Below are 24514 nucleotides of genomic sequence, written 5' to 3'. Positions count from 1 at the left end.
TATTGTCTATTTTTCAATATTGTATTATTAATATCTTAATTCTAAAATAATTAGCTTAAAGCTGAGGATTTACGTAAGAAAGTATTAAATTTGATTTTTTAAAAAAATTGTGAAGAAACTATTCGTTATATTATTATCAATTTCTATTAATTCTTTCGCCCAATCTAATGATGGTGAGAGCGTTAAAGAAATGTTCAAAGCTGGTCAACAGGCGTTTCAAAGCGGAGATTTGGCTACAGCAAAAACAAAATTTTTAGCCGCAACCAAGCAAGATGTCAAATTGCATGAAGGATTTACAAATTTGGCGATCATTAATTATATGCAGGGAGACTACCAAAACGGAGTCGAAAATGCAGAAAAAGCTTTGGCGTTAAAACCTAATTCGACCGATGCAAATTTATTTTTAGGCAAAAGTAATTTCAAATTAGGGAATTATAAAGCTGCGAAAATTAATCTAGAAAAAGCTATAGCTGGAGGATTAAAAACAGGTTCTTCACAAAGCTTATTAGGGTGGACTAATTATTCTTTAAACAAATATGAAGAGGCATTGGTTAACTTTAATTCAGCAATCGCTCTAGACAAAAACAATAACGATGCTTATCGTGGTAGAGCTAAGGTATACAGTGCTCAAGGAGATTTTGAAAAAGCAACCTCAGATCTTCAAAAATTAATAGACATCAATCCAGAAGATAAAAATGCATATCTTAATTTAGTTCAAGCATATTATACAGCTGGAGACAGTGTTAAAGCTGATGACTTAATTGTAAAACGCAGTGGGTCGGCAGAAGCTAAAGATAAAATTGATTTGTTATTGGTTCAAGGAAATTATTATTTCAAACAAAACAATATAGAGGCAGCTAAAAAAGCCTTTAATTCTGCATACGCTATCGATAAAAACAATGTATCTACTCTTGTAAATCAATCAGGCGTTTTAATTGCTGAAAGCAAATATAAAGAAGCAGTTGAAAAAGTAAATGAAGCGATTGCTATTGACGATGAAGTCAAAGAAGCATATTTTAATCGTGGAATAGCAAATGAAATGCTTCGCAATGTTTATGAAGCATGTAGTGATTGGGAAACAGCCTTTATTTTAGGTTCGTTAGAAGCAGAAAAATATTTAAATAGCGCAATTTGTAATGAATAAATTAATATACTTTATAGCAATTCTTGCTTTAAATTTTCAAACATCAACAGCTTGGTCTCAAGACAAAGATGTGCCATTTGATAAGAAAATTTTCGCAAACGACAAGAGTGGTTTCAATGAAGCTGTTAAGCAAATAAAATTAGGTGATGGTTTATTCTATGATGGCCAAGATGAATATATAGCGCATGCAAATATGCACTTTTTGAAAGCTCAAGCCTTCAATCCTTATTCTTCTGTTTTAAATTATAAGATTGGTGTTTGCTATTTATATGGTTCGGAAAAAGCGAAAAGTTTAAAACATCTTCAATTTGTTCAAAAAGTAAATCCTGATTTAGAAAAGGAATTACCTTTTTATTTGGCGCAAGCTTATCAGTTGAATAACGAATTTGATTCTGCGATTGTTTATTACCAAAAATATAAAAACATTGCTAGTTCTGGGGATATTGAACAACAAGCATATATTAATAAAAAAATTCGTGAGTCTCGTAAAGGAATTGAATTGATGGCTGATCCAGTATTGGTTTGGATTGAAAATCTTGGTGACAGTATCAATACAGAGTATCCTGAATATGCACCGGTAATTTCTGCGGATAATAAAGTTATCCTTTTTACTGCTAGACGTCCAGATTCTAAAGGTGGAAAGACGGATAGACTTGACAGATATTATGAAGATGTTTATTATTCGGAGAGAGAGTCTGAAGGAGAATGGTCACAAGCTAAGAATATTGGTGAACCAATTAATACATCAACGCATGATCCGACAGTTGGTTTAGCACCAGATGGTAAAAGTGTTTTAACTTATCAAGGTGTTAATTCTAAAGATGGAAACGTTTTAATTACAAAACAAAATCCTGATGGAACGTGGCAAACGCCAAAAACTTTAAGTGATAAAATTAATACAAAACATCACGAGTCAAGTGCGACTTTATCATTTGATGAAAAGACGATGATTTTCGTTTCTGATAAACCAGGTGGATATGGTCAGCATGACATTTATATTACTAAATGGAATGATGCAGATAGTGCTTGGGGAGATCCGACAAACATCGGTGGAACAATTAATACACGCTTCGAAGAAAAGGGTGTTTTCTTAATGGCAAATGGAACTACACTATACTTCTCTTCTGATGGACATGATAATATAGGTGGATTAGATATTTTTAGAACAGATCTTAACCCAGAAACAAACGAATGGTCAAAACCAGAAAATGTAGGTTATCCTATTAATACACCTGATGATGATATTTATTTCGTTGTTACTGGTAATGGTCGTTACGGTTATTATTCTTCTTCTAGATTTGGTGGATATGGTGAAAAAGATATCTACAAGATTACTTTCTTAGGAGAAAAGAAAAAGCCTTCTATGCTTAACCCTGTAAATGATTACAGTGCAATTCCAAGTGCTGGAGCTTATTATATGGTTGACTTACACGATGACGGTAAACCAAAAAATAATATTGAAACGCCTGGTAAAAACTTGGCCAATTTAAGTGGAACTGTTAGAAATAGCGATACTAAAAACGGTATTAACAGTAAGGTTACTGCACGAAACACGAATAAAAAAGAAGCTTTAAAATTTGTTGAAACAAGTAATAGCGGACAATATAAATTTGACTTAAAACCTGGTGATACATACGAACTAGTAGCGAGTGCTCCTGGGTACGTGTCTCAAACTAAAACGGTCAAAATGCTGGACGGTGGAATTACTAAATTCGATTTCAATCTTGTACCTGTTGTTGTTTCTGAAATCAAAACAATAGAGAAAACAGAAGAAGACAAGACTGAAAACAAAAATATAACTGCTCCTGTCGATGCGAATAACACTGATACTAAATCAGAAAAATCTGAATTAACAAAGACTGACCCTGTTGAAAAAGATAATAAAGTTGAGGACAAAGTTGAAGATAAGGTTGAGGACAAAGTTAAAACAGGTGATGTAGTTGACAATGTCAAAACTAGCTTTGACATCAAAGATATTTACTTCGAATTTGACAAATCAAATGTTAATCATATAGCTCTTGGTGTTAATGGTCAAAAAGAATTAAACGAACTTGCTGCTCACTTAAAAAACAATCCTTCTTTAAAAGTTAAGTTAACTGGACATACAGATCAAAGAGGTTCGGCTTCGTACAATAAAACATTGTCGTCGAAACGTGCGGACAATGCTAAGAAATACTTAATTCAAAAAGGTATTAGCGCAAGTCGTATTGAAACGGAAGGACAAGGAGAGTCTCAACCTAAAGTTGGATTGTCTGAGATTCAACAAATGTCAACGAACAGGGAGAAAGAAACAGCCTATCAGCGTAATAGAAGAACGGAAATCACGTTGTTCTAAAACAAAGATTGTTCACGTTATTTACTTTTAATCTTAAGTTACTAATTTAAGACAGATGAGACTTACACTAACTATTACGGGAATTATACTATCTATTTGTTCCTTTTCTCAAAGAACATATACGCTTGAGGATTTCTATACCTACAATCCTGATCTAGAACAAAAGGTTGCTGAAATATTCGACGGATTAAACGATACAACTCGTGCCGGTCAAATGATCATTCCAGCTGCAGGTAGATTAGGAAAATCACAAGAACATCTCAACCTATTAATTGAAAAAAAATACATCGGTGGTATTCTTCTATTAAACGGAACAAAAGCTGGTTTTACAACGATGGTAAAAGATTTTAATACCATTAATTCATCAGTTAAAGGTCTACCGTTTTTATATTCTGCGGATGCTGAGCCAAGTTTAATTGGTTATAAGATTAAAAATTGTGCACCTGTTAAAAAAGCAGGATCAATGATTGATCGCAACGAGGTTAAATATGCTGCCAACTCAATCAGTAATGATCTTATAGATATAGGAATTAATTTCAATTATGCTCCTGTTGTAGATGTTTCACCAAACGAAGCGATTTCATATCGAGCATTTGGAGACAATCCTGATACTGCGCAAGTATGGTCAAAAATGTTTATAGAAACGACACAATCACATGGAATAGTAGCTACGGCTAAACATTTCCCAGGTCATGGTTACGTAGTTGGTGACACACATAAAAAACTTGTATATATCGACGGTGAAATGCGGGAGCTAAAAAATTATCCACCGTTAATTGAAGCTGGAGTTTTGGCTGTAATGATTGCACACATTGCCATTAAAAACAACGACACATATAATACGAATGATTTACCATCTTCGGTATCTCCAAAAGTAGTAACAGGTTTATTAAAAGACGAATTAAAATTTAAGGGATTAATTGTTACAGATGCTATGAACATGGGAGGCGTTAGTTCCATACCTCATTGTGAATTATTGGCTGCTCAAGCTGGTTGTGACTTAATTTTAATGCCCATTGACGAAGAGAAAGCATTATTTGACATAGTTGGTCAAATGCAAAAAGACAAAGCGTTTAAATCAGAGGTTTATTCGTCAGTTCGTAAAATCATTCGAATGAAAGTTTGTTTGGGACTAGTTGATTAGACACCTACCCTAATCCTTTAACAAGAAGACATAAAAAAAGCCAACTGAAATCAGTTGGCTTTTTTAGTATTATATATAGGCGAATTAGCTATTTCCTTTTTTGTAATCTTCTAAGAATTTTGCAAGACCACTGTCGGTTAAAGGATGTTTTAATAATCCAGTGATTGAACTTAAAGGTCCAGTCATTACGTCAGCTCCTATTTCAGCACAATTAATAATATGCATAGAATGTCTAACTGATGCTGCAAGAATTTGTGTTTCGAACATATAGTTATCATAAATCAATCTGATTTGAGCAATTAAGTCAATGCCATCAGAAGAAATATCATCTAAACGCCCAACGAATGGAGATAAATAAGTTGCTCCTGCTTTAGCTGCTAAAAGTGCTTGTCCCGCAGAGAAAACCAATGTACAATTCGTTTTAATTCCTTTATCCGAAAAATATTTAATCGCTTTGATACCATCTTTAATCATTGGAATCTTTACAACGATATTATCGTGTAATGCGGCTAAGTTTTCACCTTCTTTTATCATTCCAGCATAATCAGTAGAGATTACCTCTGCACTAACATCACCATCAACTATATTACATATGTCAACATAGTGTTTCAAGATATTGTCTTTACCTGTTATACCTTCTTTTGCCATTAAGGATGGATTGGTAGTTACACCATCTAATATCCCTAAATCATTCGCTTCGCGAATCTCATCTAAATTTGCTGTATCAATAAAAAATTTCATCTAATTAATTTTTATGGTCCAAAAAATTCAGACCAATAATTTCAGTTACAAAGATAGGAGTATGCCCCGACAATTGACGAATTATTTATTAACAGAATATAAAGTTGTGGGGAATAAAAGAAAAAAGTGGGTAAGCTACCTGTATCGCACCGCTACAACCGTTGACCCTTGCTGCGTTCCCACCCTGGGGGATTAAACAGGAGCTGGTCGTACAGGACTTACCCGCCACAAAAGTAGGAAAAGTTAAATGAATAATAAGGTTAAATCAATACTTTTTTACGAAAAAAAATAAAACCTGATTTTTAGTCATAATTCTCATGCATTTCGAGCACAATTATTTGCATTTCTCTCCTTAAAGATTTTGGCTTAATCACTTCTATCTGTGACCCATAAGATAAAATAGTACGTTTCAACTCCTCAGAAATGATAACTTTCAATTGAAAAGTATTTCTGTTTGTACCTTCTTTAATTAATTTTTGACTTTTATGTAAAGGCTGAGATTCGACATATTTAGAACCTATTTTATCAATTTTAAAAACCACTTGTACGGGAGAAGTATCATTTGCTGTAATACCAATTGAGTTTTCAAAATAATTATCAGGATCAAAATCAATCGGTTCATAATAATTGGTATTCGTTTCTGTCAAATTCGACATCCGATCTAAACCAAAGGTTATAATTTGCAATTTGGATATTGAATAGGATATTAAATACCATCGATTTCTATATTCTTTTAATAATAGCGGTAAAACAGATCTCGGTTTCGTCTTATCGCTAATGAAACTTGTATATTCAAAATCAACTATTTGTTTTTCTTTGATACATTTCAATAAGATAGGTAGCATATCACTCCCGCCTGTTTCTTCAACCGTTTCAAATTGCACAAAATTATCAACAGCTAAATCAGTTGGATTATTAGAAATATGAACACGATCGAATATTTTATCAATTGCAAAACCGAATTGCTTAAATAAATTCACATCCCTAAATTGCATTAGTGTTTTAGAGGCAAATTTAATTGCATCAATATCATCTTCAGACAAAGGAATTTTATCGATACTATACTCATCGTCCGAATAATAATATCCTTTTTCTATTTTGCTATATTTAATCGGCGCATCAAATTCCATACGCATCGCAAACATATCTTTTTCAATAGTTGAATCACAAATATCACTTCCCTCCGTACTACCGAAAATAGCTTCTTCACAAGCTTCTCTCAACTGTTCTTTAGTAGGAAAGGGCTTGTATTTATTTCGTAAACTTCTATCAATTATTCGATAGCGTAATTGGGCATTTTTGATTTTTGACATTTGTAACTATTTTACTCAATAAAGTTATAAAAACATATTAATTTTACAGACGATGAAGGCAATAATAATATTGATTTTTAGTTTTGGACTGAATTCATTTAGTCAAACTGACAATACTATAAATTGTTCAGTTAGGGATAGTGTCACCAAATATGCAACAGGATTTATAGGAACTCCATATTTATATGGTGGCGGATCGAAAAAAGGATTCGATTGCTCTGGATTAGTTCACCATGTATATACCCATTTTAATTATTCAGTCCCAAGAACCAGTAGAGGTTTTGGAGATGTGGGTATAGAGATTGAAAAGTCAGAAGCGTCCCCTGGTGATATCATTATATTTAGTGGAACAAAATCAAAAAAGGAAATTGGCCATGTTGGTATTATTCATTCAATTGATGAAGATGAAATTGTATTTATACATTCCTCCTCCTCTAAAAAGCATAATGGTGTTATTCTATCAAATTTAGAAACCACTGGTTATAAAGAAAGATTTATTAAAATAATTAGAATTATAAAATGTTAAGAACAATATCAATTGCCCTATTTTTCACACTTGTATCATGTTCAAATAAAAAGAATGAAACTGCGGTCGAACTCGGGCAGCAAGGTTCGGGATTAGTTGCAGACACTTGTTTATGTAGTGACTTGACAATTGACTCGCTCGGTAATATATTAAAAGACGCAAAGCCTTTTACAGGAGTTTGTTATTCAACTTACCCGAATAGCGATAAAAAATATATGATTAAAAGTTTAATGAACGGTGAATTACATGGCAAAACTGTTTATTTAGGTCAAGATGGGGAAGTATTGATGCAAGAGCTGTATGAATCTGGACAAACAAAAAGGTCGGGAGAGTTAGAACGATTGACTTGTGATTGCAACGAATTGAAGCCAAATCAAACTAAAAATGACGCAGGTGAAGTGGTTAATATTGTGGAGTTAGACAATATTCCTTACACAGGCAAATGTCGATCGAATTACCCTGAAAGTCATCAAATTTATTTGGAAAGAAACTATAAGTCCGGCTTATTAGATGGTTATTCGATATATTACGACAAGCAAGGATTAACCATGTATATGGAAAAATACGAAGCCGGAAATTTGGTTAAAACTATTTACGAGACTAATTCATAATTAGTCTTGTTCAACTTGAGGAGCGATTTTAATAAACTTCTCTTCTCTATAGCCGAATAAATTATAGAATTTAATCGCTTTCAATACACTTTCTGGCACATCATCTTCCCAATTAGAAACACCTGAATGAATTTTAGATAAAACATCATCTGAAAGGATATGTAATAATTTCCCATTGAAATTTTTAATCCCCTCTACTTTATTTGTTTTAGTCATATAATCCAACAACCCTCTTAGGTGATCTGGAATTTGAAAATTATCAATATTATATAACTCTCCATTCTCCACGTTTACAGCAGGATAAACATACATTTTAATATTGTGTCCAAAACCTCGGCCAAAAGCTTCTAAAAGTCCACCGTTAAGCGTATTGTAATACTTTTCGTCAAAAATAGTTTGCAGATTGTAAATCCCCAATAGAACACCAATCTTCTTCTTTTTAGTGATTGAAGACAAATACTCAATCATTTTATAATGCTTCAGGTAATTACTGATCATTACCGTATATCCCATCGAACATAATAAATCAGCTCTATCAATAAAATCACTGTCAGATATTTTACCATCTGCAGTTAAATCCTTTAAAGTCAATTCTAAAAGAACAGTCATATTCTCCTTCTCTACATCCTCCTCTTTCAAATACAATTCTGTACCATGTTGAATCATGTCAACATGTACCTTTGTTATTGGTCTAAATCGACCACGCATTAACAAAACATTCTTTTTGTACAATGCTGTACTTGGCTGCAATACTGTCCCACTTTGGTCGAACATTGTAGCATCTGTCAATCCCTTTTTTACTAATTTTAAAGCGATAATTCTATTGTCCAATTGCTGTAAATCAGCACCTGAAACACGTAACATATCTATCTCTACTCTTGATCTTGACAGACGATAAGTTAAAGCATCTAAGAAAGATTCGATATCACTATGTTCGAAATAAGCAGCATGAATTAGGTTTACCCCTAAAATACCTAAGGCTTCTTGTTGTCTTTTATGACTTGTATCATGCATTCTGATATGCATAACAATTTCATTTGGCGCCATGCCAATTTGATCTTGAAATTTTAATCCAATCCAACCTTGACCTTGATTCGTTTTATGATAATTTAGAGATTCAACAGTATTTGCAAATGCAAAAAATCGGCTAGTTGCATGTCTTTCATGCAAAGTTTTTTCGAGGGTTGAATATTCTTTATTCAACATTTGCATCAATCTGTCTTCACAGACATAACGTGCACATTTTCCGTACATGCTGTCCGATACTTTCATATCGTATGCTGAATGCGTATAAGCAATTGTTCCTGACGAGCCACCTGCTTTAAAAAAATTCGCCGCAACCTCTTGTCCCGCACCTATTTCAGCGAAGGATCCATAAATATCTTGGGTCAAATTTATTTTCAATGCCTTCTCCTCTGTCGTCAATCTTCTCTTATCTTGCATGTAAATTTTTTATATTATTGTAAAGGTACTAATTATTGAAAAGAAAATTATTAATATACTAACGTGTAAAAGGACAAAAAAGTTTAATTAACATGCTATAATCGTTTAAATGTCCTTTAGAGAAAGACCAATTCTTTTCCTTTCCTTATCTATTGAAATCACTTTAACCAGTATATTATCGTGTATTTGAATAAAGTCCGTCGGGTTATTTACATATTCATTTGATAACTGTGTTTTATGAATCAAACCATTTTCTTTAATTCCAATATTCACAAAAGCTCCGAAATCCGTAACATTCGTTACAATTCCATTGAGTTTCATGCCTTCTTTTAAGTCTGATATAGATTTAACGGCATCAGAGAATGCAAAAACAGTTGCACTTTGGCGTGGATCGCGACCAGGTTTTTCAAGTTCCGTAAAAATATCATCGATCGTAAAGGCACCAACTGTACTTCTTTCCTCTTCTGTAATTGCTCCTTTTATTTTTGACACCTCTTCAACCGATCCAACCAAATCATTTAACGCTATTTTACCTTTTTTTGCCAAGCTTTTTACAAATGCATAATTTTCCGGATGAACAGCACTATTATCAAGGGGATTATCACTCTTTTTCACACGTAAAAATCCAGCTGCCTGCTGATATGCAGTATTCCCCATTCGAGGAACTAATTTAAGGGATTCTCTATTTTTAAAAACGCCATTCTCTTCTCTATATTTAATAATATTCTCCGCCAACTTAGGACCTAATCCTGAAACATAAGCCAATAAATATTTAGAAGCCGTATTTAAATCTACTCCTACTCTATTTACGGCTCTAACCACAACATTATCCAATTGCTTTTGCAGCAAAGTTTGATTAACATCATGTTGATATTGACCTATTCCTAAAGACTTGGGATCTATCTTAACCAGTTCCGCCAAAGGATCCATTAAACGTCTTCCGATAGATACTGCACCACGAACAGTGACATCATAACTAGGAAATTCTTCCCTAGCAATTTTAGAAGCAGAATAAATGGATGCTCCATCCTCTCTTACAATAAACACATCCAAATCTCTATCAAAATGTATCTTTTTAATGAATGCCTCCGTCTCTCTTCCTGCAGTTCCGTCTCCAATCGCTATCACTTCAATTTTATAAGCCTGCACCAATTGACTAATTTTCGACGCTGCTTTGCTCACCTCTTTTTGCGGAGGATGTGGGAAAATATTTTCGTTGTGAACCAAATCACCTTTGTGATCAAGACAAACAACTTTACAACCAGATTTAAATCCAGGATCAATTGCCAAGGTTCGTTTACCACCAACAGGAGGCGCAAATAATAAATTTTCTAAATTTTTTGAAAAGGTCTCGATAGATTGTTTATCAGCAAGATCTTTATAATAATTTTTAGTTTCTGTTTCTAAACCAGGCTGTAATAATCTTTTATAAGCATCTAAAATTGTTGTCTTTACGATATCTGCAGCTTGATTGTCATTCTTCACGAAAAAACGTTCCAACCAAGAGATCGCATACTCTTTATTTGGTTCGATTTTCATGCGAAGAAAACCTTCGTCCACACCTCTTAATATGGCAAGTAATCGATATGCCGGACAATTCGCCAACTTTTGTGTAGTATCAAAATAATCACGGTATTTAGTAGCTTCTTCAATCTTTGCTTTTACCGGTTTGGTTGTTACAACGCCATGTTCGATAAAAGATTCTCTTAATTTTTGACGAACGACTGTATTTTCATTCATCCAATCAGCGATAATATATTGAGCACCTTGAACGGCATCTTCAGCTTTTGGATAATCTTTCGATTTATATCGATTTGCAATTCCGATGATATCGCCGTTATCTTGTTTCATGATGATTTTTGCTAGCACCTCAAGACCGGCTAATCGTGCTTTTTCGGCATTCGTTTTTCGCTTAGTTTTATAAGGCAGGTAGAGATCCTCCAAAGTCACCAAATCATAAGCTTCCTTAATCTTGTTGATTAACTTTTGATCATGAATCCCCTTCTCTTCTATAACACTTAGAATATAAGTTTTACGTTTGTCGATTTCATCGTATTGATTCGATAGGTTTTCTATTTTCTCAATATCCAATTCATCTAAATTATTGGTTTGTTCTTTTCTATATCTCGCAATAAAAGGAATGGATGCTCCCTCTTTTAATAATTGAATAGTTCGGGAAATAGACTTTCCCCCAAGACCACTATATTGCTCAACGTATTGCTCTTTATTCATACCAAAAATTTAAAGAAGCTAATTTAGGTAAAATCATTACTTTTAGACTTAGTAATGATATAATAATATCCAATCTTTTCTTCTCAACACATATGTTATCACACGATTTTAAGGACTTAAAAATAATTGAAGTGGCTAGTGTTCTAGCGGGACCTTCGGTAGGCTTATTTTTTGCAGAAATGGGTGCCCATGTTTTAAAGGTTGAAAACAAAAAAACTGGAGGTGATGTAACCCGATCATGGAAATTACCAACTGAAGATAAAAACAATGGAATTTCGGCTTATTATGCTTCCGTAAACACGGGGAAAGACGTCATTTTTCTCGATCTTACTGTTCAGTCAGATTTAGAACAATTATATCAGGAAATAAGTTCTGCCCAAATTCTAATTGCGAATTTCAAGCATGGCGCTGCAGAAAAATTAGGTTTAGATTTTGCAACTGTACGAAAATATAATAGTCGAATCATATATGGAGAAATCAGTGGTTTTGGCAGTGAAAGTGACCGTGTAGCTTATGACTTAATTCTACAGGCAGAATCTGGATTTATGTCAATGAATGGACAACCGGATTCGTCCCCCGTAAAAATGCCTGTTGCCTTAATTGACATCTTGGCTGGACATCAATTAAAAGAAGGCATATTGGTTGCGATGTACCGACAAGCCTTGGGTAAAATTCAAGCTGTTAAAATTGAGGTTTCTCTATATGATACGGCATTGGCCTCACTAGCCAATCAAGCAACAAATTGGTTAATGGCTCATCACATTCCAGAAAAAATGGGCAGTTTACATCCCAATATTGCGCCATACGGGGAGTTATTTACAACAAAAGACGAGGTTCAAATTACATTCGCTATTGGTAACGATAAACAATTTAAGGAACTATGTAATGTATTAGACATTTCTGAATTAAGTATTGATCCTTTATTTTTAGACAATGCCAAACGTGTTATCAATAGAATAGCCTTAGCGAAGCAATTGCAAGCGGCGATTGGAAAAATAGATATCGACGGGCATTTGGATCGGTTTCATCAACGCATGATTCCTGTTGCTGAAATTAAAAATTTGAAGACTGTTTTCGAATCAGCAGCTGCTCAGAAATTAATATCTCATTCGACTGTTGACGGACAATCAATCGCTTATGTGCGCTCTTCAATTTTCAAAATAAGCGAATAACTATTTATTTCGTCGCAATTGTTTTTTAACGCGATCATCAATTAAGCGCAATAAAAGTCGACTTGAATTCGCATCTAAACGACGGCCAAAGGATTTTGTTTTTTTGAAATAATCAAAAACTAAAGCATCCGTTCCGAGTGCCCAAAAGGCATTTTCAAAGTAGGCACCGAATGAAGTATTTTCATCTTTACGTTGGCTAAAATTTTTAATATTTTGAAACAAGAAACGGCTTGCCTTTCCGTAAGAAAAGATAGACTTTTTAATACTCATATCCGTTTCGTTTATCTTGATTAATTCTTTACCGAATCGGTACCATAATAACGACTTCAAAACTTTGAATTCAAAATATGCCCAGAAAGCAATAAATACAATTCCGTATATTAATTGATTATCAATAGTCTCTTGATCAACCTCACCTTGATAATTCAAACTAGCAAAACCAGTAAATACTAAATAGATCATTACCAATCCAACGAAAGTGAATCCCAAAACCCAAAGAGTTAATAACATTTCTTTCCACCATACACGCAAAGGACGAATGATAATCGTTGTAATATTATTATCGTCTTCAAAACTAACTCTATCGCCTATCCATTTACTCATACTTTGAATTTTGGTACAAAAATAAAAAAAGGAAGGCTGATAGGCCTTCCTTTTGTATCAATTATATGATATTTTCTTTATTTCATTACTTGAACTATTCCGTCAAATCTATATCTCTTATCTGTCGAACGATCCTTTGCTTCAATCATCCAAACATACATACCGTCATTAACTAGACCTGAACTGCCATAAGAACCGTCCCAAGCAGCTTCAGCATCGAATGATTCCCACATTTTTTCACCCCATCGGTTAAAGACTGTTAAGTGATAATCGTAGATATCAATTCCTTCTATATAGATTCTCCAAGTTTCATTGTATTGATCACCATCAGGCGTGAATACGTTTGGCGCAAAAATCAATACATCACTAAAGATTTGTACAATTCTCGTTGTAGAGTCAACACAACCATGTTCGTTAGTGGCATATAATTTAACTTCATAGTTCGCTGCAATTCCTTCAGGATATTTCACTTGAGGTTCAAACTCACTTGAAACTTCAGGTAAAGCACTTGGCATTAACCATTCGTAAGTATTATCATCGCCTGATGTTTGATTAACAAACCCAACATCAGTATTAAAGATATTAGTTGGATTAGGATTAGCAAAAAATGCAGGTTTAGGCGCACTGTATATCGTCACATAATTATTCGCTGTGAAAGCGCTTACACAACCATCTGCAGAAGTTAATCTCAAATTAACATCATATAAACCTTCTAGAAAAAACTCATGTGAAATCTCATTAATATTCGTATAGTTTTTTCCATCTATACTCCATAATGCTTCATCAATTGGTCCGATTGAAGGCGTTGTATTTTCAAAGTTAACCGTCGTAGGTTCACATCCCCAAACAATATCAGACGTAAAAGAAGGCGATAAAACTTCTCCCATCTCTGTTGTAGCACAAATTAATATTGGGTCTGTCTCACAACCGTCTGTTACTGTCGCACAATATTCCGTTTCGACTAAAGGATTTGTTAGCACCTCAGAAGTCGTTACTCCTAATAAGCCACTACCATTTGTTGTCCAGCTGTAAAAATAAGTACCATCTCCACCAGTTACACCAGTCACTGCTGTTGCAGCTTCATCACCTGGACAAACTTTAGGACTAGTTGTAATAACAGCATTTAAAGGATCAAAGACAGTCAATTCAATTTCCAAAGTATCAGATACACAACCTTCACCCGATTGCACATAAACATATACAGTCGTTGGTCCATCAGCCGAAGGAATATCAATTGATCCAGTAGGTTCTGAAATCTCCGTATCATCATAATACCAGAAATAAGTATAACTCAATCCTCCGGTACCTACCGCAACAGGACTTGCTGTGCCGTTTATACAAATTGTTGTATCCGAAGACACTGAAATACCTACATCACCAGGAGAAGGTAGAACCGCTTCACTTTCAAATTCACAACTTGCTGGATCTCTTGAAATAACAGTGTATGTTCCAGGCGCTAACCCATCAAAAACATTTGAAGGTTGCCAAGTTAAACCACCATCAATACTATATTCTTCAGCTCCTAAAAAGCCGGTTGAATTAACTATTATCTCACCATCATCTAAAGAACAAGAAGGAGGAATAATATCTGTTGTATGTTCTTCAACAGAGAAAGTAATAAGTACAGTATCCGATTCTTCGGGACAAATACCCGTTCGTTCGTTAGCATATAATACAAATCTATACGTACCAGGTTCACTTGCTATCGCCATGGCATCTAATTCATCATCATCCGGAGCAAAAAGCACCAAAGGAGCTGGTGGGCCACCAAAAAACTCATCCATTTCCCAGTCTATTCTTGCGTCAGGATTCTCTAATGTTCCTGCAAAAACATAACCATCTGCAAAATCTTCATCCCAACAGATTCCATCATCAAAACCAGCAAAAGGCAAAGCAGGTTCTCCAACTGTAATTGTCACAGTAGAATCGTATTCACAACCGAATGAATTGACAACGTAGTATGTATACTCGTATACACCTGCATCTTCATGTAAAATTGTTATTGTATTTGCATCCGCAGAAAAATCAATAATTGTTGGATCACCAGCTCCCCAATAAGAAGAATCAGACTCCGCACCAATAGTTGGCGTAAAAGAAGTTGATTCGGGTGATAAATAATCGGCGAAATTAATTTCCCAACCAGGTAATGAGCCATCGTCAATTCCCCAAAGATCACTAAAAATTAAGTTCCATGTTCCATTAATAGGACATCCATCTAAATCACTAAAATCGTCTACAGGTGCATAATCCCCTTCAGGCAATGTAGCAACAAAAGCTGCTGCTTCAGCCCAAGTATCCAAGCCGAACTCTGGAGTAAAACAATAATGGTAAGGAACACCATAAGTACTTGGATCATCACAATCAATTGACATATCAATTGGTTCACCAAGATAGGTTCCACCTCCCAATTGGTTGTGCAATCGCATCGTTTGACCCGTTGGACATTGCACTGTAAGTACAAAATCTCCCATAAATGAATGTTCAATATCTACACATATATTCAAAATATCAGGAACACCTGCATCCAATGAAATATCGTCATCATATCCCGAAATAACCAATGGTGTAGAAACTGTAGCTCTATCTTCCATACAGTTATCTTCTACATCTACACTGATGGGAAACCCATCCCAAGTCACACCGTATGTTACTGCATTCGCGTCTAAAATATATTCAGTTCCTGCGCAGACATTAGCTGGGCCAGGAAAAGGATCAAAAGTTGGAAATGTACTCACAAACACATTTAACGTCATTGAATTATTGTTTGTACATTCATTATCATCAATTGTAGTTAACGTAACAACATACCATCCTGGTTCATCAAAAGTATGCGTGATATCATCTGGAGCCAATAAAGTATCAGCATCAGAACCGTCAGCCCAATTCCACACCCATTTTTCAAGCACATACAAACCACTTTCTCCAGCAGTTGATCCGTCGTCAGCAAAAGTAACCTCTTCACCTACACAAATAGCAATTGAATCACCTTCTACATTATCCGCATCAACAATTATTGCTGCTGCTGTAGAAGGGTCACAAGGGCGATCACAAGTAATGTCTGCTGTAAAATTTCCAGTACCAGTTCCATTAGAAACAAACTGAATAGTTAGACAACCAGTTGGGTTATCTATTGATGCCGCAAAAACATCAAATGGATCAATCTCAAAACAATAATATACCCCAATAATTGGATCACCAACATCATCACCATCATAAATAATCATATGATCGGCGTCTGTTACATCTGGATCAAGATCTTCATCTGTACAATCTAAATCAAATGAAGTCCATAATATACTGATACCAACATCAGGTGCATCTGGACAAAAAGTGATGGTATAATCCTCATCATTTGAATAGTCAGCGATCGCTCCAGCCCCACCTGAGTCAAATAAGCCTCCAAGGCATGTTGTCACTGTAGTACCGTCACTACCAGCGTTTAAAATAATTGTGGTCGGGACTTGAGCCAATAGAAATTGGCTGAACACAATTGAGGTAAAAAATAGAAAAATTTTAGTTGCCATCGAATACGTTTTAAACAAAAGTTTAATGATATCCTTTATTGAAATATGCGAGTTTTGGCACATTTAAATAGAAGATAAACAAATATATAAATAATTGTTAAACTTTAGACGTTTAAAAAATGTAGAAGGTTGCCATGCCTAAATCGATAAAATAGTCGAAAAAACCAATTATTACTCTACAGGGACAAGCTTATAGTTGTCATACTTTATGATTCTAACATTCTGATTTTCATAACCCGAATTAATTAGGGTTTCTTTCATCTTAAAATCATTCTGCACTAAATTCATTTTATAGGTTTCCAATGCTGCATTAAAATTTGTTCCATATAAATACAAAGATGAAATAAAATACATCCCAATATCGAACCCTTGGGTTGAAAACACGTTAGGATCAGTAGCAAATTTTTGTCTAAATACTTTAACAAAATCTAGCCCCATAGAAGTATTATAATCAACAAATCGATAAGATGCATAATGTTGATTTAGACGATTTCTATAGTTCAAATCCAAATCATCAAATTTATTCCATTCTTCAAGACCGAAAGCGATGATGCTAAAATTCTTTTTATAAGGATTCAAATTCATTACTTTATTTAACCTACTCATTGTTCCAGATACAAAAGCTGGATCGTTTGAAGGAACGATAAATATATTAACAGTATCCGAACGAATCAAAGCATTTAATTCTCTACCACTACTACTCCCTTGACTTGCTTCAATAATTTTAAGATTATACGGTGATTTCGATCCTTTAATACGCTCGTTATAACTCTTACGAACCGTTTCAAACAAGGCTAAATCAGCTGTACTTGTCGGCTTAATTAATATTACATTATGGTGTGCATGATTATTAATAACATAATCTACTGTTCCTTCCATTAAAGTAATATCTGAAACAACTGCTTTGTAAACATACGGATTGTTATATAAATTATCTGTATCCGCATTAAAAGGCAATACGATTCTAATACTTCTTTCTTTACAAGCTTTAGTTGTGTACTTAATAGTATGACTATAAAGTGGTCCAATTACCAAATCCACCTCATTAAAAGCCGACAACTTCATTATTCTCGCTATTTCATTGGTATCTTTTTTGGTATCATACACCAACAGCTTAGCATTCAACCCTGCTTTTTCCAATGAATCAATCGCGAGCATTACACCTTGATAGAATTCGAATGAAATTTTTGTAGTCGGAAACATTTCCCTTGCTTGGCCCAATCTCAGTGATTTACCCATTTCACTTTCATTCTTATCTAACATCAATGGTAACAATAAGGCGATGGTATAATTATCTTTAAACTCACTTCCATTTTGTCCTAAAGTACTATCACCGTTTACAAGATTGTTTAAGTCTTTTTCAACAACCTCATAATTAACCTTCTTGACTGGTATTTTCAGAATATCTCCCTTACTAATTTTAAAACTAGTTAAATTGTTAAATTTTAAGATCGTATCCGTTGGGACCATATATCTCTTTGAAATAGAATACATGGTTTCATGCTTTAAAACTTTGTGCAGAATCACTGAATCTTGAAAGGAAACGGAATAACTGTTTTTAGGTTCTTCTTCAACATTTTTTTTAATAGGTTCAGTCTGTTTCACTTCACTTTTCACCGCTTTTGTTGAACCTGGTATTGGAACGATTATCTTTTGTCCTAATGCAATACCTTCAGATAAATCCGTATTCAACTGCTTTAAATCAGCGACAGAACATTGGTATTGTTTGGAGATACCATAAAGTGTTTCCCCTTTTTGTACAGTATGTTCGGTATAATAATCCTTATTCGATAAGTTTATTGGTATTAATATTCTTTGACCTAAGATTAAATTATTAGACATTCCCTCATTAGCATTTAGAATATCTTCAACACTTGCATTATAATGTTGATGAATGCCATAAAGTGTATTACCTTGTTTTACAATATGCACATAATATTTACGTCCATTAATCGTCTCTATTTGTGTTTGATCGTGTTGAGCAAATACTGTTAAAGTCGTTAGAAAAACGATAAAAAAACCAAAAAATCGAATCATAATTATTCCCATTCTATTGTTGCAGGGGGCTTAGAACTTATGTCATAAGTCACTCTATTAATCCCTTTAACATTATTAATTATATCGTTTGAAACTTTTGCTAAAAAATCATATGGTAAATGGCTCCAATCAGCTGTCATGCCATCAGTCGAACTTACAGCTCTTAAGGCCACTGCATTTTCGTATGTTCGCTCATCGCCCATTACGCCAACAGTTTGCACCGGCAATAACATTGCACCAGCTTGCCAAACTTCATCGTATAAATTCCATTTTTTCAAACTACTAATAAATACATGATCGACCTCTTGCAAAATCCGTACCTTTTCTGCTGTGATGTCTCCTAGAATTCGAATTCCAAGACCTGGTCCAGGAAAAGGATGTCTCCCAATAATAAAATCTGGAATTCCTAAAGCTGTACCAACACGTCTCACTTCATCTTTAAATAAAAGGCGCAAAGGCTCAACTACTTTTAATTTCATATAAGCTGGAAGTCCTCCAACATTATGGTGTGATTTAATCGTCGCTGACGGTCCTCCTGTTGCTGAAACTGATTCAATAACATCTGGATAAATAGTACCTTGTGCCAACCATTTAGCATCTTCAACTAGTTTAGATTCTTCGTCAAAAACATCAATAAAGATTCCACCAATAATTTTTCTTTTCTTTTCTGGGTCAGCTTCACCTTTTAACGCATCGTAAAAATTCGACTTTGCATCAACACCTTTAACATTAAGACCTAAGCCTTTATAGGATGCTAAAACATCTTCAAATTCGTTTTTACGAAGTAACCCATTATCAACAAAAATACAATAAAGGTTTTCACCAATTGCTTTATGTAATAAGGTTGCAGCAACACTAGAATCAACACCACCAGATAATCCTAAAATGACACGGTCATTCCCAATTTGTTTTTTAAGTGCTTCTATTGTAACATCGATAAAAGAATCAGGCGTCCAATCTTGTTTACATTTACAAATATCGACGATAAAGTTTTTCAATAAGAACTTTCCATCTTCAGAATGAAAAACTTCAGGGTGGAATTGAATACCATATGTTTGTTCATCTTCAATTTCATATCCGGCAAATTCAACATCTTCCGTACTACAAATCACCTTAAAAGTAGATGGTAATTTTTTGATTGTATCACCGTGGCTCATCCACACTTGCGAATTTTCACGAACATCTTTAAGAAGTGTTGAGTTACTATTAACAAAACTTAAATTAGCCCTTCCATATTCTCTTGTTTCAGATGGCAATACTTGACCGCCATAATTATTGGCCATAAATTGCGCACCAAAACAAACACCTAAAAGGGGTAATTTACCTCTATAAACATCTAAATTCGGTTGAGGAGAAGCCTCGTCTCTCACTGAAAAAGGGCTTCCTGATAATATCACACCTTTAATATTTGGTGTAAGTTCACCTGGCTTATTCCATGGTTTAATCTCACAGTATACATTAAGTTCTCTCAATCGACGCGCTATAAGCTGGGTGTATTGAGAGCCAAAATCTAAAATAAGAATCGTCTCTTGCATGCTGCAAAGATAATTACAAGAATCTTTTTTTGACAATTTAGAAGCTAAATAATTAGTAACTTAAAACTGTTGTATAGAAAATGGCTAGAATTTGAATTCTTTTTCCATCCAATTCTTTAAATTTTCTTTGTTCGGTTTACCATAAAACTGATCGAGATAAGCAGTAATTTCATTAATTTGAACTTCCTTATCCTTATTGCTGAATTCGTCTAATATGATTTGAATTTCACTCTTTAATTCTTCCATATCTGGAAAAATGGGTGTAAACTCATTTATCTTATCCGTTTTATCTGATGATTTATAATAAAGCACCATTTGTTTTTCTTCAACGTCAATCGGCTGGTCATCTACTTTAAATAATTCATCTTTCGATATAATAAGGTGATCCGCATTAAACGCCAATTTTTTATTAATTTTTTCTCCGTTATGCATATAACTTAAGTAGAAAAAATTATTATCATTCATTGGATAAGCGGCATTTGACAATTCGAGTTCAATTTCATCTAAAATTAAATACTTACCGTTAAAATGGTTTGTCATATCAATTTTATTGATCAATGCACCAGAACGGGAAGAGATATTGTTCGCAGCTGGCAATATTTTCGTTTGTCCTTGTTCGGCAGGCGTCAATACAAACCTTCCTTTAATTGCACTAATTACTGCGGCTCTAGATTGAGGAGAAACAAAGTCTAACGCTGTTCCTGATAAAAACACATCACCTTTTTTCATTGGTGTTTTTGTAGGCATAAAAATAATTTTGCCATCTACACGAATTACTTTATACTTATCTACGCTGGATAGCTTCAAAGCTTCTTGTTGACCAAAAAATGCACTAAAACCACAAAACAGTATGGTTATCGCTATAAATGGGAGTAATTTTGATTTCATAAACTTTAGTTTAAATTTTCTATTGGACACACAAATATCGTTCCAATTTAAATTTCATTTCTAATCTTTAAGAGTTGAGATTTTATTTCTAACAACTTACCTATCACAACATTTGCATCATCAGCGACTTCAATTGGCGTATTACTTTTGAGTTGCAGTTTTGCACCATCAAGTGTATACCCTTCAATTTTTACAAGTTGATAAATTTTCTCAATATTATAGATATCCTCTTTCGTAAAAAGTCGATTGCCTTTTTTATTCTTTTTAGGTTTTAAAATTGCGAATTCTTTTTCCCAAAAGCGAATATGCGAAGTCTTCACATTAAATAGTTTGGCAACTTCGCCAATAGAATAATACAATTTATTTTTCTGCGCCTCAATCATAATAAAAGATAGAAATAAAGATAACGAAAATAACAATTAGTATTTAGGATACCTCCGAAAAAGTATGAAATAAGCAAAATAAAGCCCTGTTTAATAAATCAGGGTTGTTATCTTTGTACAAAAAGCAAATGTCAGCCTATAAATTTAGGATATTAATAGATACTGATTCCTCAGAAGAGGTCTTCAGAGATATAGTGATTTCACCAGATTCAAATTTCGAAGAATTTTATCGCGAGATTATAAAAAGTTTTGAATTTTCAGGAGAACAATTAGCATCATTCTATATGAGTAACGATGACTGGGATAAAGGTCATGAAATTGTACTCTTTGAAATGGGATATAATGAACAAGATGAAGCTCCGTCAATTATGGCAGAGACTAAATTGCTTGATCATATTGAAGATAAAGGACAAAAATTAATTTTGGTTTATGACTTCCTTAAAATGTGGTGTTTTTTAATTGAATTAATTGATATTACAGAAGAAAAAATCACGCTCCCGACTGTTGCATTAGCAATAGGCAATCCTCCTTCAGAAAACGAAAGAGAAGAAGCCGCAAGTGGACTGGACGGTGCACTTCCTGCAGATTTCGGTAATGATCTTGATGATATTTTTTCGGAATTCGACGAGGATGACGACGAGGAAGATTTTGGCAGTTTTGAAAATATTGATGATTATGACTTCTAATGGAATTTGAAAAAGACCCCATAGGTACAGCTATTTACAATTATCAAGTAAATGGTATAACCGACGCAATAAAAGTTGAATCTGATCTTTGTGATGAAGACGTTTTACCAATTGAATACTTATTCAGGACTTATGACATGATGCCTGAACTAGAACAAATTGCGCTTGATTCGGCAAAAGGTAAAGTTTTAGACGTTGGCGCTGCAGCTGGATGTCATACTAAAGAATTGCTCAGCCGTGGTTTAGATGTTAAAGCCATCGATTTATCGGCAGGTTCAGTTGCTTATTTAAAGACACAGGACATTCAAGCCGAACTGATTAACTTCAATGACATCAAAGACAAATACGATACCATACTGATTCTAATGAATGGTATTGGGATTGCTGGAGACTTAAATAATTTACCAAGTTTTTTAAGCCATATTAAAGCTGTCCTTGAACCTGATGGCATTGCTTATTGCGACTCTACAGATATTCGTTATTTATATGCAGAAGAAGACGGTTCGATGTGGGTTGATCTTAACGCACGTTATCACGGTGAAATGAAGTTTAAAATGACCTATAACAATATTGCTACCGATTGGTTTAAATGGTTGTATATTGAGTTTGAATTATTACAACAGCAAGCCAAAGAGGTTGGTTTATTGGCTGAGATCGTTTTTGACGGATCGAACAATAGTTATTTGGCTAGCTTAAAACATATCGTATGACATTAATCAAATATTGCCTTTCTTTTTTAGTACTCCTTTTTATAAACGCCTGTGCGACGGTTAGCGACAATTCGAACAGTAAAGAAGAAGTTATCGCAAAGAATGAGAAAAGCTTGCTTTGGAAAATTGAAGGCAAAGGGATTAAGCCTTCTTATATTTTTGGAACAATGCATTTAATAAATGCGGAATACTACAACTTTTCAACTCAATTAAAACGTGCAATAGAAAAGTCTGATGCCGTTATTGTTGAAGTAAGTGAAGCTCCTGACCCACTCGCAATGTTCGAATTATTAAAACTTGATTCAGGTACAATAGCACAATTCTATACTGCCGAAGAACTAGCGGAAGTTATCCAATATTTAAACGACAACAATGTTAGTACAGTAGTATACGAACAGGTCTATTCCACGATGAAGCCTTTTTTATTATTACAAGCGATAACCCAATCATTTTTTGATGGCGCACCTAAATCATACGATTTAGACATCATGGAATATGCTAAAAACAATAAAGTAGCTTTAGTTGGTTTAGAGACTTATGCTCAACAGATAGGTTTTTTTGATGCAATATCGAATCAAGCCGTAGCCGATATTTGCTTAGAGAGTATTCGCAACCACGAAAAAGAAAAAAAGAGTACAGTAGAATTAATGGAATTATATGCCAACCAAAAAATTGACAAGTTAATTCCGATGCTTAAAAAGGAATCGCCTGAAATCATGGATTTTGAGGAGATTTTTCTTACGCAGAGAAACTTGAATTGGATTCCAAAACTGGTCGATCAATTTAATAAAGACAAGTGTTTCGTTGCCGTAGGTGCAGCACATTTATTCGATGACAATGGAATTCTAGCCTTATTAAAAAAAGAAGGATACCAATTGACACCAATTTTAATGAAAACTGATTAAGTCTGCTTTTTCAAATCAATAGTTTAATGTTATCTTTGCTAAAAATCTAAATCAATGAAAAAAATATTCTTTGCTGTTTTAGCAGCATCATTTTTATTCGCTTGTAATTCAGAGCAAGCTGAGGACGCAACGGAAAACCAAAACGAAGTAAAACCTGAAGAAACTGTCACAGAAGAAGTTGTAGCAGTTGAAAGTGAAGACGATATTATTCAAGCTTATATCGCTGACAAAGGTTGGGAAGCAATAAAAGATCCTTCAGGCATGTATATTGTTATTGACGAATTAGGAACAGGTGAAGAAAGACCTCTTGTTACGGATGAAGTTACAATGTTCTACCAAGGTTATTTTTTAAATGGAGAAAAATTTGACGGTTCTGATGAAGCTCCTTTATTGTACCCATTAACCGGTTTGATAAAAGGTTGGCAAATTGGTGTTCCTTATTTCGGAAAAAACGGAAAAGGTAAATTACTTATTCCTTCTTCACTTGCATATGGTGCTAACGATTACGGCCCTATCCCTGGTGGTTCAACTTTAATGTTTGAAGTTAATTTGATTGATTGGCATTCACTTTAAATAATTGGC

General features: G+C 34.2%; 20 protein-coding genes and 1 other RNA gene. 10 read left to right on the top strand and 11 right to left on the bottom strand.

Translation table 11 applies throughout. From position 1 onward, the window contains the following. Positions 1 to 109: 109 nt before the first annotated feature. From T367_RS0102190 to T367_RS21055, 3 genes are read left to right on the top strand one after another with little or no spacing between them, the layout of a single operon-like run. Complete coding sequence (locus T367_RS0102190; RefSeq protein ID WP_027418385.1) at positions 110 to 1144, top strand: tetratricopeptide repeat protein; 1035 nt, start codon at positions 110 to 112, stop codon at positions 1142 to 1144. Continuing rightward, positions 1137 to 3479 (top strand): OmpA family protein, encoded by a 2343-nt coding sequence (locus T367_RS23555; protein WP_027418384.1) that lies wholly within the window; start codon positions 1137 to 1139, stop codon positions 3477 to 3479. Before T367_RS0102190 ends, T367_RS23555 begins: the two co-directional genes overlap by 8 nt. A gap of 55 nt (positions 3480 to 3534) precedes the next feature. Further along, positions 3535 to 4623, top strand: coding sequence for a glycoside hydrolase family 3 N-terminal domain-containing protein (locus T367_RS21055; protein WP_051568285.1), 1089 nt, complete (start codon positions 3535 to 3537; stop codon positions 4621 to 4623). 84 nt (positions 4624 to 4707) lie between these two features. On the opposite strand, the gene fsa is transcribed toward T367_RS21055, so the two are convergent. From fsa to T367_RS0102170, 3 genes are all read right to left on the bottom strand, one after another. Beyond that, positions 4708 to 5364 (bottom strand): fructose-6-phosphate aldolase, encoded by a 657-nt coding sequence (fsa, locus tag T367_RS0102175; RefSeq protein ID WP_027418383.1) that lies wholly within the window; start codon positions 5362 to 5364, stop codon positions 4708 to 4710. A 125-nt stretch (positions 5365 to 5489) separates the two neighbouring features. Further along, an RNA gene (gene ffs / locus T367_RS24450) (signal recognition particle sRNA small type) lies at positions 5490 to 5588 on the bottom strand. Between the two features lie 78 nt (positions 5589 to 5666). Then, a complete protein-coding gene (locus tag T367_RS0102170; protein WP_027418382.1) occupies positions 5667 to 6677 on the bottom strand; it encodes a helix-turn-helix transcriptional regulator in 1011 nt (336 codons plus the stop codon). A gap of 52 nt (positions 6678 to 6729) precedes the next feature. Here T367_RS0102170 and T367_RS21050 point away from each other — a divergent pair, with 52 nt between their 5' ends. Both T367_RS21050 and T367_RS0102160 read left to right on the top strand, forming a co-directional pair. Beyond that, entirely contained in the window at positions 6730 to 7203 is a 474-nt protein-coding gene (locus T367_RS21050; RefSeq protein WP_051568284.1) for a C40 family peptidase, read from the top strand. Next, on the top strand, positions 7197 to 7814 hold the full coding sequence (locus tag T367_RS0102160; protein WP_027418381.1) for a hypothetical protein: 618 nt from the start codon (positions 7197 to 7199) through the stop codon (positions 7812 to 7814). The genes T367_RS21050 and T367_RS0102160 overlap by 7 nt, the downstream gene beginning before the upstream one ends. Here the strand turns inward: T367_RS0102160 and T367_RS0102155 are convergent, their stop codons facing one another. Together T367_RS0102155 and T367_RS0102150 are read right to left on the bottom strand one after the other, a co-directional pair. Then, the gene (locus tag T367_RS0102155) at positions 7815 to 9257 is read right to left on the bottom strand and encodes a hypothetical protein (protein WP_027418380.1); all 1443 of its coding nucleotides are present in this window, start codon (positions 9255 to 9257) and stop codon (positions 7815 to 7817) included. 105 nt (positions 9258 to 9362) lie between these two features. Then, entirely contained in the window at positions 9363 to 11489 is a 2127-nt protein-coding gene (locus tag T367_RS0102150; RefSeq protein ID WP_027418379.1) for a helix-hairpin-helix domain-containing protein, read from the bottom strand. A gap of 92 nt (positions 11490 to 11581) precedes the next feature. On the opposite strand from T367_RS0102150, the gene T367_RS0102145 reads away from it, so the two are divergent. Further along, positions 11582 to 12661, top strand: a complete 1080-nt coding sequence (locus T367_RS0102145; RefSeq protein WP_027418378.1) for a CaiB/BaiF CoA transferase family protein — start codon at positions 11582 to 11584, stop codon at positions 12659 to 12661. Here T367_RS0102145 and T367_RS0102140 read toward each other — a convergent pair whose 3' ends face one another. The 6 genes from T367_RS0102140 to T367_RS0102115 form a co-directional block, all read right to left on the bottom strand. Further along, positions 12662 to 13264, bottom strand: a complete 603-nt coding sequence (locus tag T367_RS0102140; RefSeq protein ID WP_027418377.1) for a hypothetical protein — start codon at positions 13262 to 13264, stop codon at positions 12662 to 12664. It lies immediately after the preceding gene. Between the two features lie 77 nt (positions 13265 to 13341). Continuing rightward, positions 13342 to 16788, bottom strand: a complete 3447-nt coding sequence (locus T367_RS0102135) for a T9SS C-terminal target domain-containing protein (protein ID WP_027418376.1) — start codon at positions 16786 to 16788, stop codon at positions 13342 to 13344. Positions 16789 to 16959: 171 nt separating this feature from the next. Continuing rightward, a complete protein-coding gene (locus T367_RS0102130) occupies positions 16960 to 18825 on the bottom strand; it encodes a LysM peptidoglycan-binding domain-containing protein (protein ID WP_169736008.1) in 1866 nt (621 codons plus the stop codon). A gap of 2 nt (positions 18826 to 18827) precedes the next feature. After that, positions 18828 to 20360 (bottom strand): glutamine-hydrolyzing GMP synthase, encoded by a 1533-nt coding sequence (guaA, locus tag T367_RS0102125; RefSeq protein WP_027418374.1) that lies wholly within the window; start codon positions 20358 to 20360, stop codon positions 18828 to 18830. Positions 20361 to 20444: 84 nt separating this feature from the next. After that, positions 20445 to 21248: a hypothetical protein gene (locus T367_RS0102120; protein ID WP_027418373.1), complete on the bottom strand. Its 804-nt coding sequence runs from the start codon at positions 21246 to 21248 to the stop codon at positions 20445 to 20447. Between the two features lie 47 nt (positions 21249 to 21295). Next, complete coding sequence (locus T367_RS0102115) at positions 21296 to 21631, bottom strand: MerR family transcriptional regulator (protein ID WP_084274275.1); 336 nt, start codon at positions 21629 to 21631, stop codon at positions 21296 to 21298. Between the two features lie 128 nt (positions 21632 to 21759). Here T367_RS0102115 and T367_RS0102110 point away from each other — a divergent pair, with 128 nt between their 5' ends. From T367_RS0102110 to T367_RS0102095, 4 genes are read left to right on the top strand one after another with little or no spacing between them, the layout of a single operon-like run. Then, on the top strand, positions 21760 to 22317 hold the full coding sequence (locus T367_RS0102110) for an IS1096 element passenger TnpR family protein (RefSeq protein WP_035842046.1): 558 nt from the start codon (positions 21760 to 21762) through the stop codon (positions 22315 to 22317). After that, positions 22317 to 23027: a class I SAM-dependent methyltransferase gene (locus tag T367_RS0102105; protein ID WP_027418370.1), complete on the top strand. Its 711-nt coding sequence runs from the start codon at positions 22317 to 22319 to the stop codon at positions 23025 to 23027. The genes T367_RS0102110 and T367_RS0102105 overlap by 1 nt, the downstream gene beginning before the upstream one ends. Then, on the top strand, positions 23024 to 23932 hold the full coding sequence (locus T367_RS0102100) for a TraB/GumN family protein (protein WP_027418369.1): 909 nt from the start codon (positions 23024 to 23026) through the stop codon (positions 23930 to 23932). Before T367_RS0102105 ends, T367_RS0102100 begins: the two co-directional genes overlap by 4 nt. A 54-nt stretch (positions 23933 to 23986) precedes the next feature. After that, positions 23987 to 24505: an FKBP-type peptidyl-prolyl cis-trans isomerase gene (locus T367_RS0102095; protein ID WP_027418368.1), complete on the top strand. Its 519-nt coding sequence runs from the start codon at positions 23987 to 23989 to the stop codon at positions 24503 to 24505. The last annotated feature ends 9 nt before the right edge of the window (positions 24506 to 24514 follow it).

This window comes from Crocinitomix catalasitica ATCC 23190 (assembly GCF_000621625.1).
In the GTDB taxonomy this organism is placed as follows: domain Bacteria; phylum Bacteroidota; class Bacteroidia; order Flavobacteriales_D; family Crocinitomicaceae; genus Crocinitomix; species Crocinitomix catalasitica.
The sequence above is the reverse complement of the archived record's forward strand: the minus strand, read 5'-3'. Positions and strand labels throughout refer to the sequence as shown.

Coding starts and splice junctions, on each gene's coding strand:
- T367_RS23555 (WP_027418384.1), top strand. CDS start 1,137: ATGAATAAATTAATATACTTTATAGCAATTCTTGCTTTAAATTTTCAA.
- T367_RS21055 (WP_051568285.1), top strand. CDS start 3,535: ATGAGACTTACACTAACTATTACGGGAATTATACTATCTATTTGTTCC.
- fsa (WP_027418383.1), bottom strand. CDS start 5,364: ATGAAATTTTTTATTGATACAGCAAATTTAGATGAGATTCGCGAAGCG.
- T367_RS0102170 (WP_027418382.1), bottom strand. CDS start 6,677: ATGTCAAAAATCAAAAATGCCCAATTACGCTATCGAATAATTGATAGA.
- T367_RS21050 (WP_051568284.1), top strand. CDS start 6,730: ATGAAGGCAATAATAATATTGATTTTTAGTTTTGGACTGAATTCATTT.
- T367_RS0102160 (WP_027418381.1), top strand. CDS start 7,197: ATGTTAAGAACAATATCAATTGCCCTATTTTTCACACTTGTATCATGT.
- T367_RS0102155 (WP_027418380.1), bottom strand. CDS start 9,257: ATGCAAGATAAGAGAAGATTGACGACAGAGGAGAAGGCATTGAAAATA.
- T367_RS0102150 (WP_027418379.1), bottom strand. CDS start 11,489: ATGAATAAAGAGCAATACGTTGAGCAATATAGTGGTCTTGGGGGAAAG.
- T367_RS0102145 (WP_027418378.1), top strand. CDS start 11,582: ATGTTATCACACGATTTTAAGGACTTAAAAATAATTGAAGTGGCTAGT.
- T367_RS0102140 (WP_027418377.1), bottom strand. CDS start 13,264: ATGAGTAAATGGATAGGCGATAGAGTTAGTTTTGAAGACGATAATAAT.
- T367_RS0102135 (WP_027418376.1), bottom strand. CDS start 16,788: ATGGCAACTAAAATTTTTCTATTTTTTACCTCAATTGTGTTCAGCCAA.
- T367_RS0102130 (WP_169736008.1), bottom strand. CDS start 18,825: ATGATTCGATTTTTTGGTTTTTTTATCGTTTTTCTAACGACTTTAACA.
- guaA (WP_027418374.1), bottom strand. CDS start 20,360: ATGCAAGAGACGATTCTTATTTTAGATTTTGGCTCTCAATACACCCAG.
- T367_RS0102120 (WP_027418373.1), bottom strand. CDS start 21,248: ATGAAATCAAAATTACTCCCATTTATAGCGATAACCATACTGTTTTGT.
- T367_RS0102115 (WP_084274275.1), bottom strand. CDS start 21,631: ATGATTGAGGCGCAGAAAAATAAATTGTATTATTCTATTGGCGAAGTT.
- T367_RS0102110 (WP_035842046.1), top strand. CDS start 21,760: ATGTCAGCCTATAAATTTAGGATATTAATAGATACTGATTCCTCAGAA.
- T367_RS0102105 (WP_027418370.1), top strand. CDS start 22,317: ATGGAATTTGAAAAAGACCCCATAGGTACAGCTATTTACAATTATCAA.
- T367_RS0102100 (WP_027418369.1), top strand. CDS start 23,024: ATGACATTAATCAAATATTGCCTTTCTTTTTTAGTACTCCTTTTTATA.
- T367_RS0102095 (WP_027418368.1), top strand. CDS start 23,987: ATGAAAAAAATATTCTTTGCTGTTTTAGCAGCATCATTTTTATTCGCT.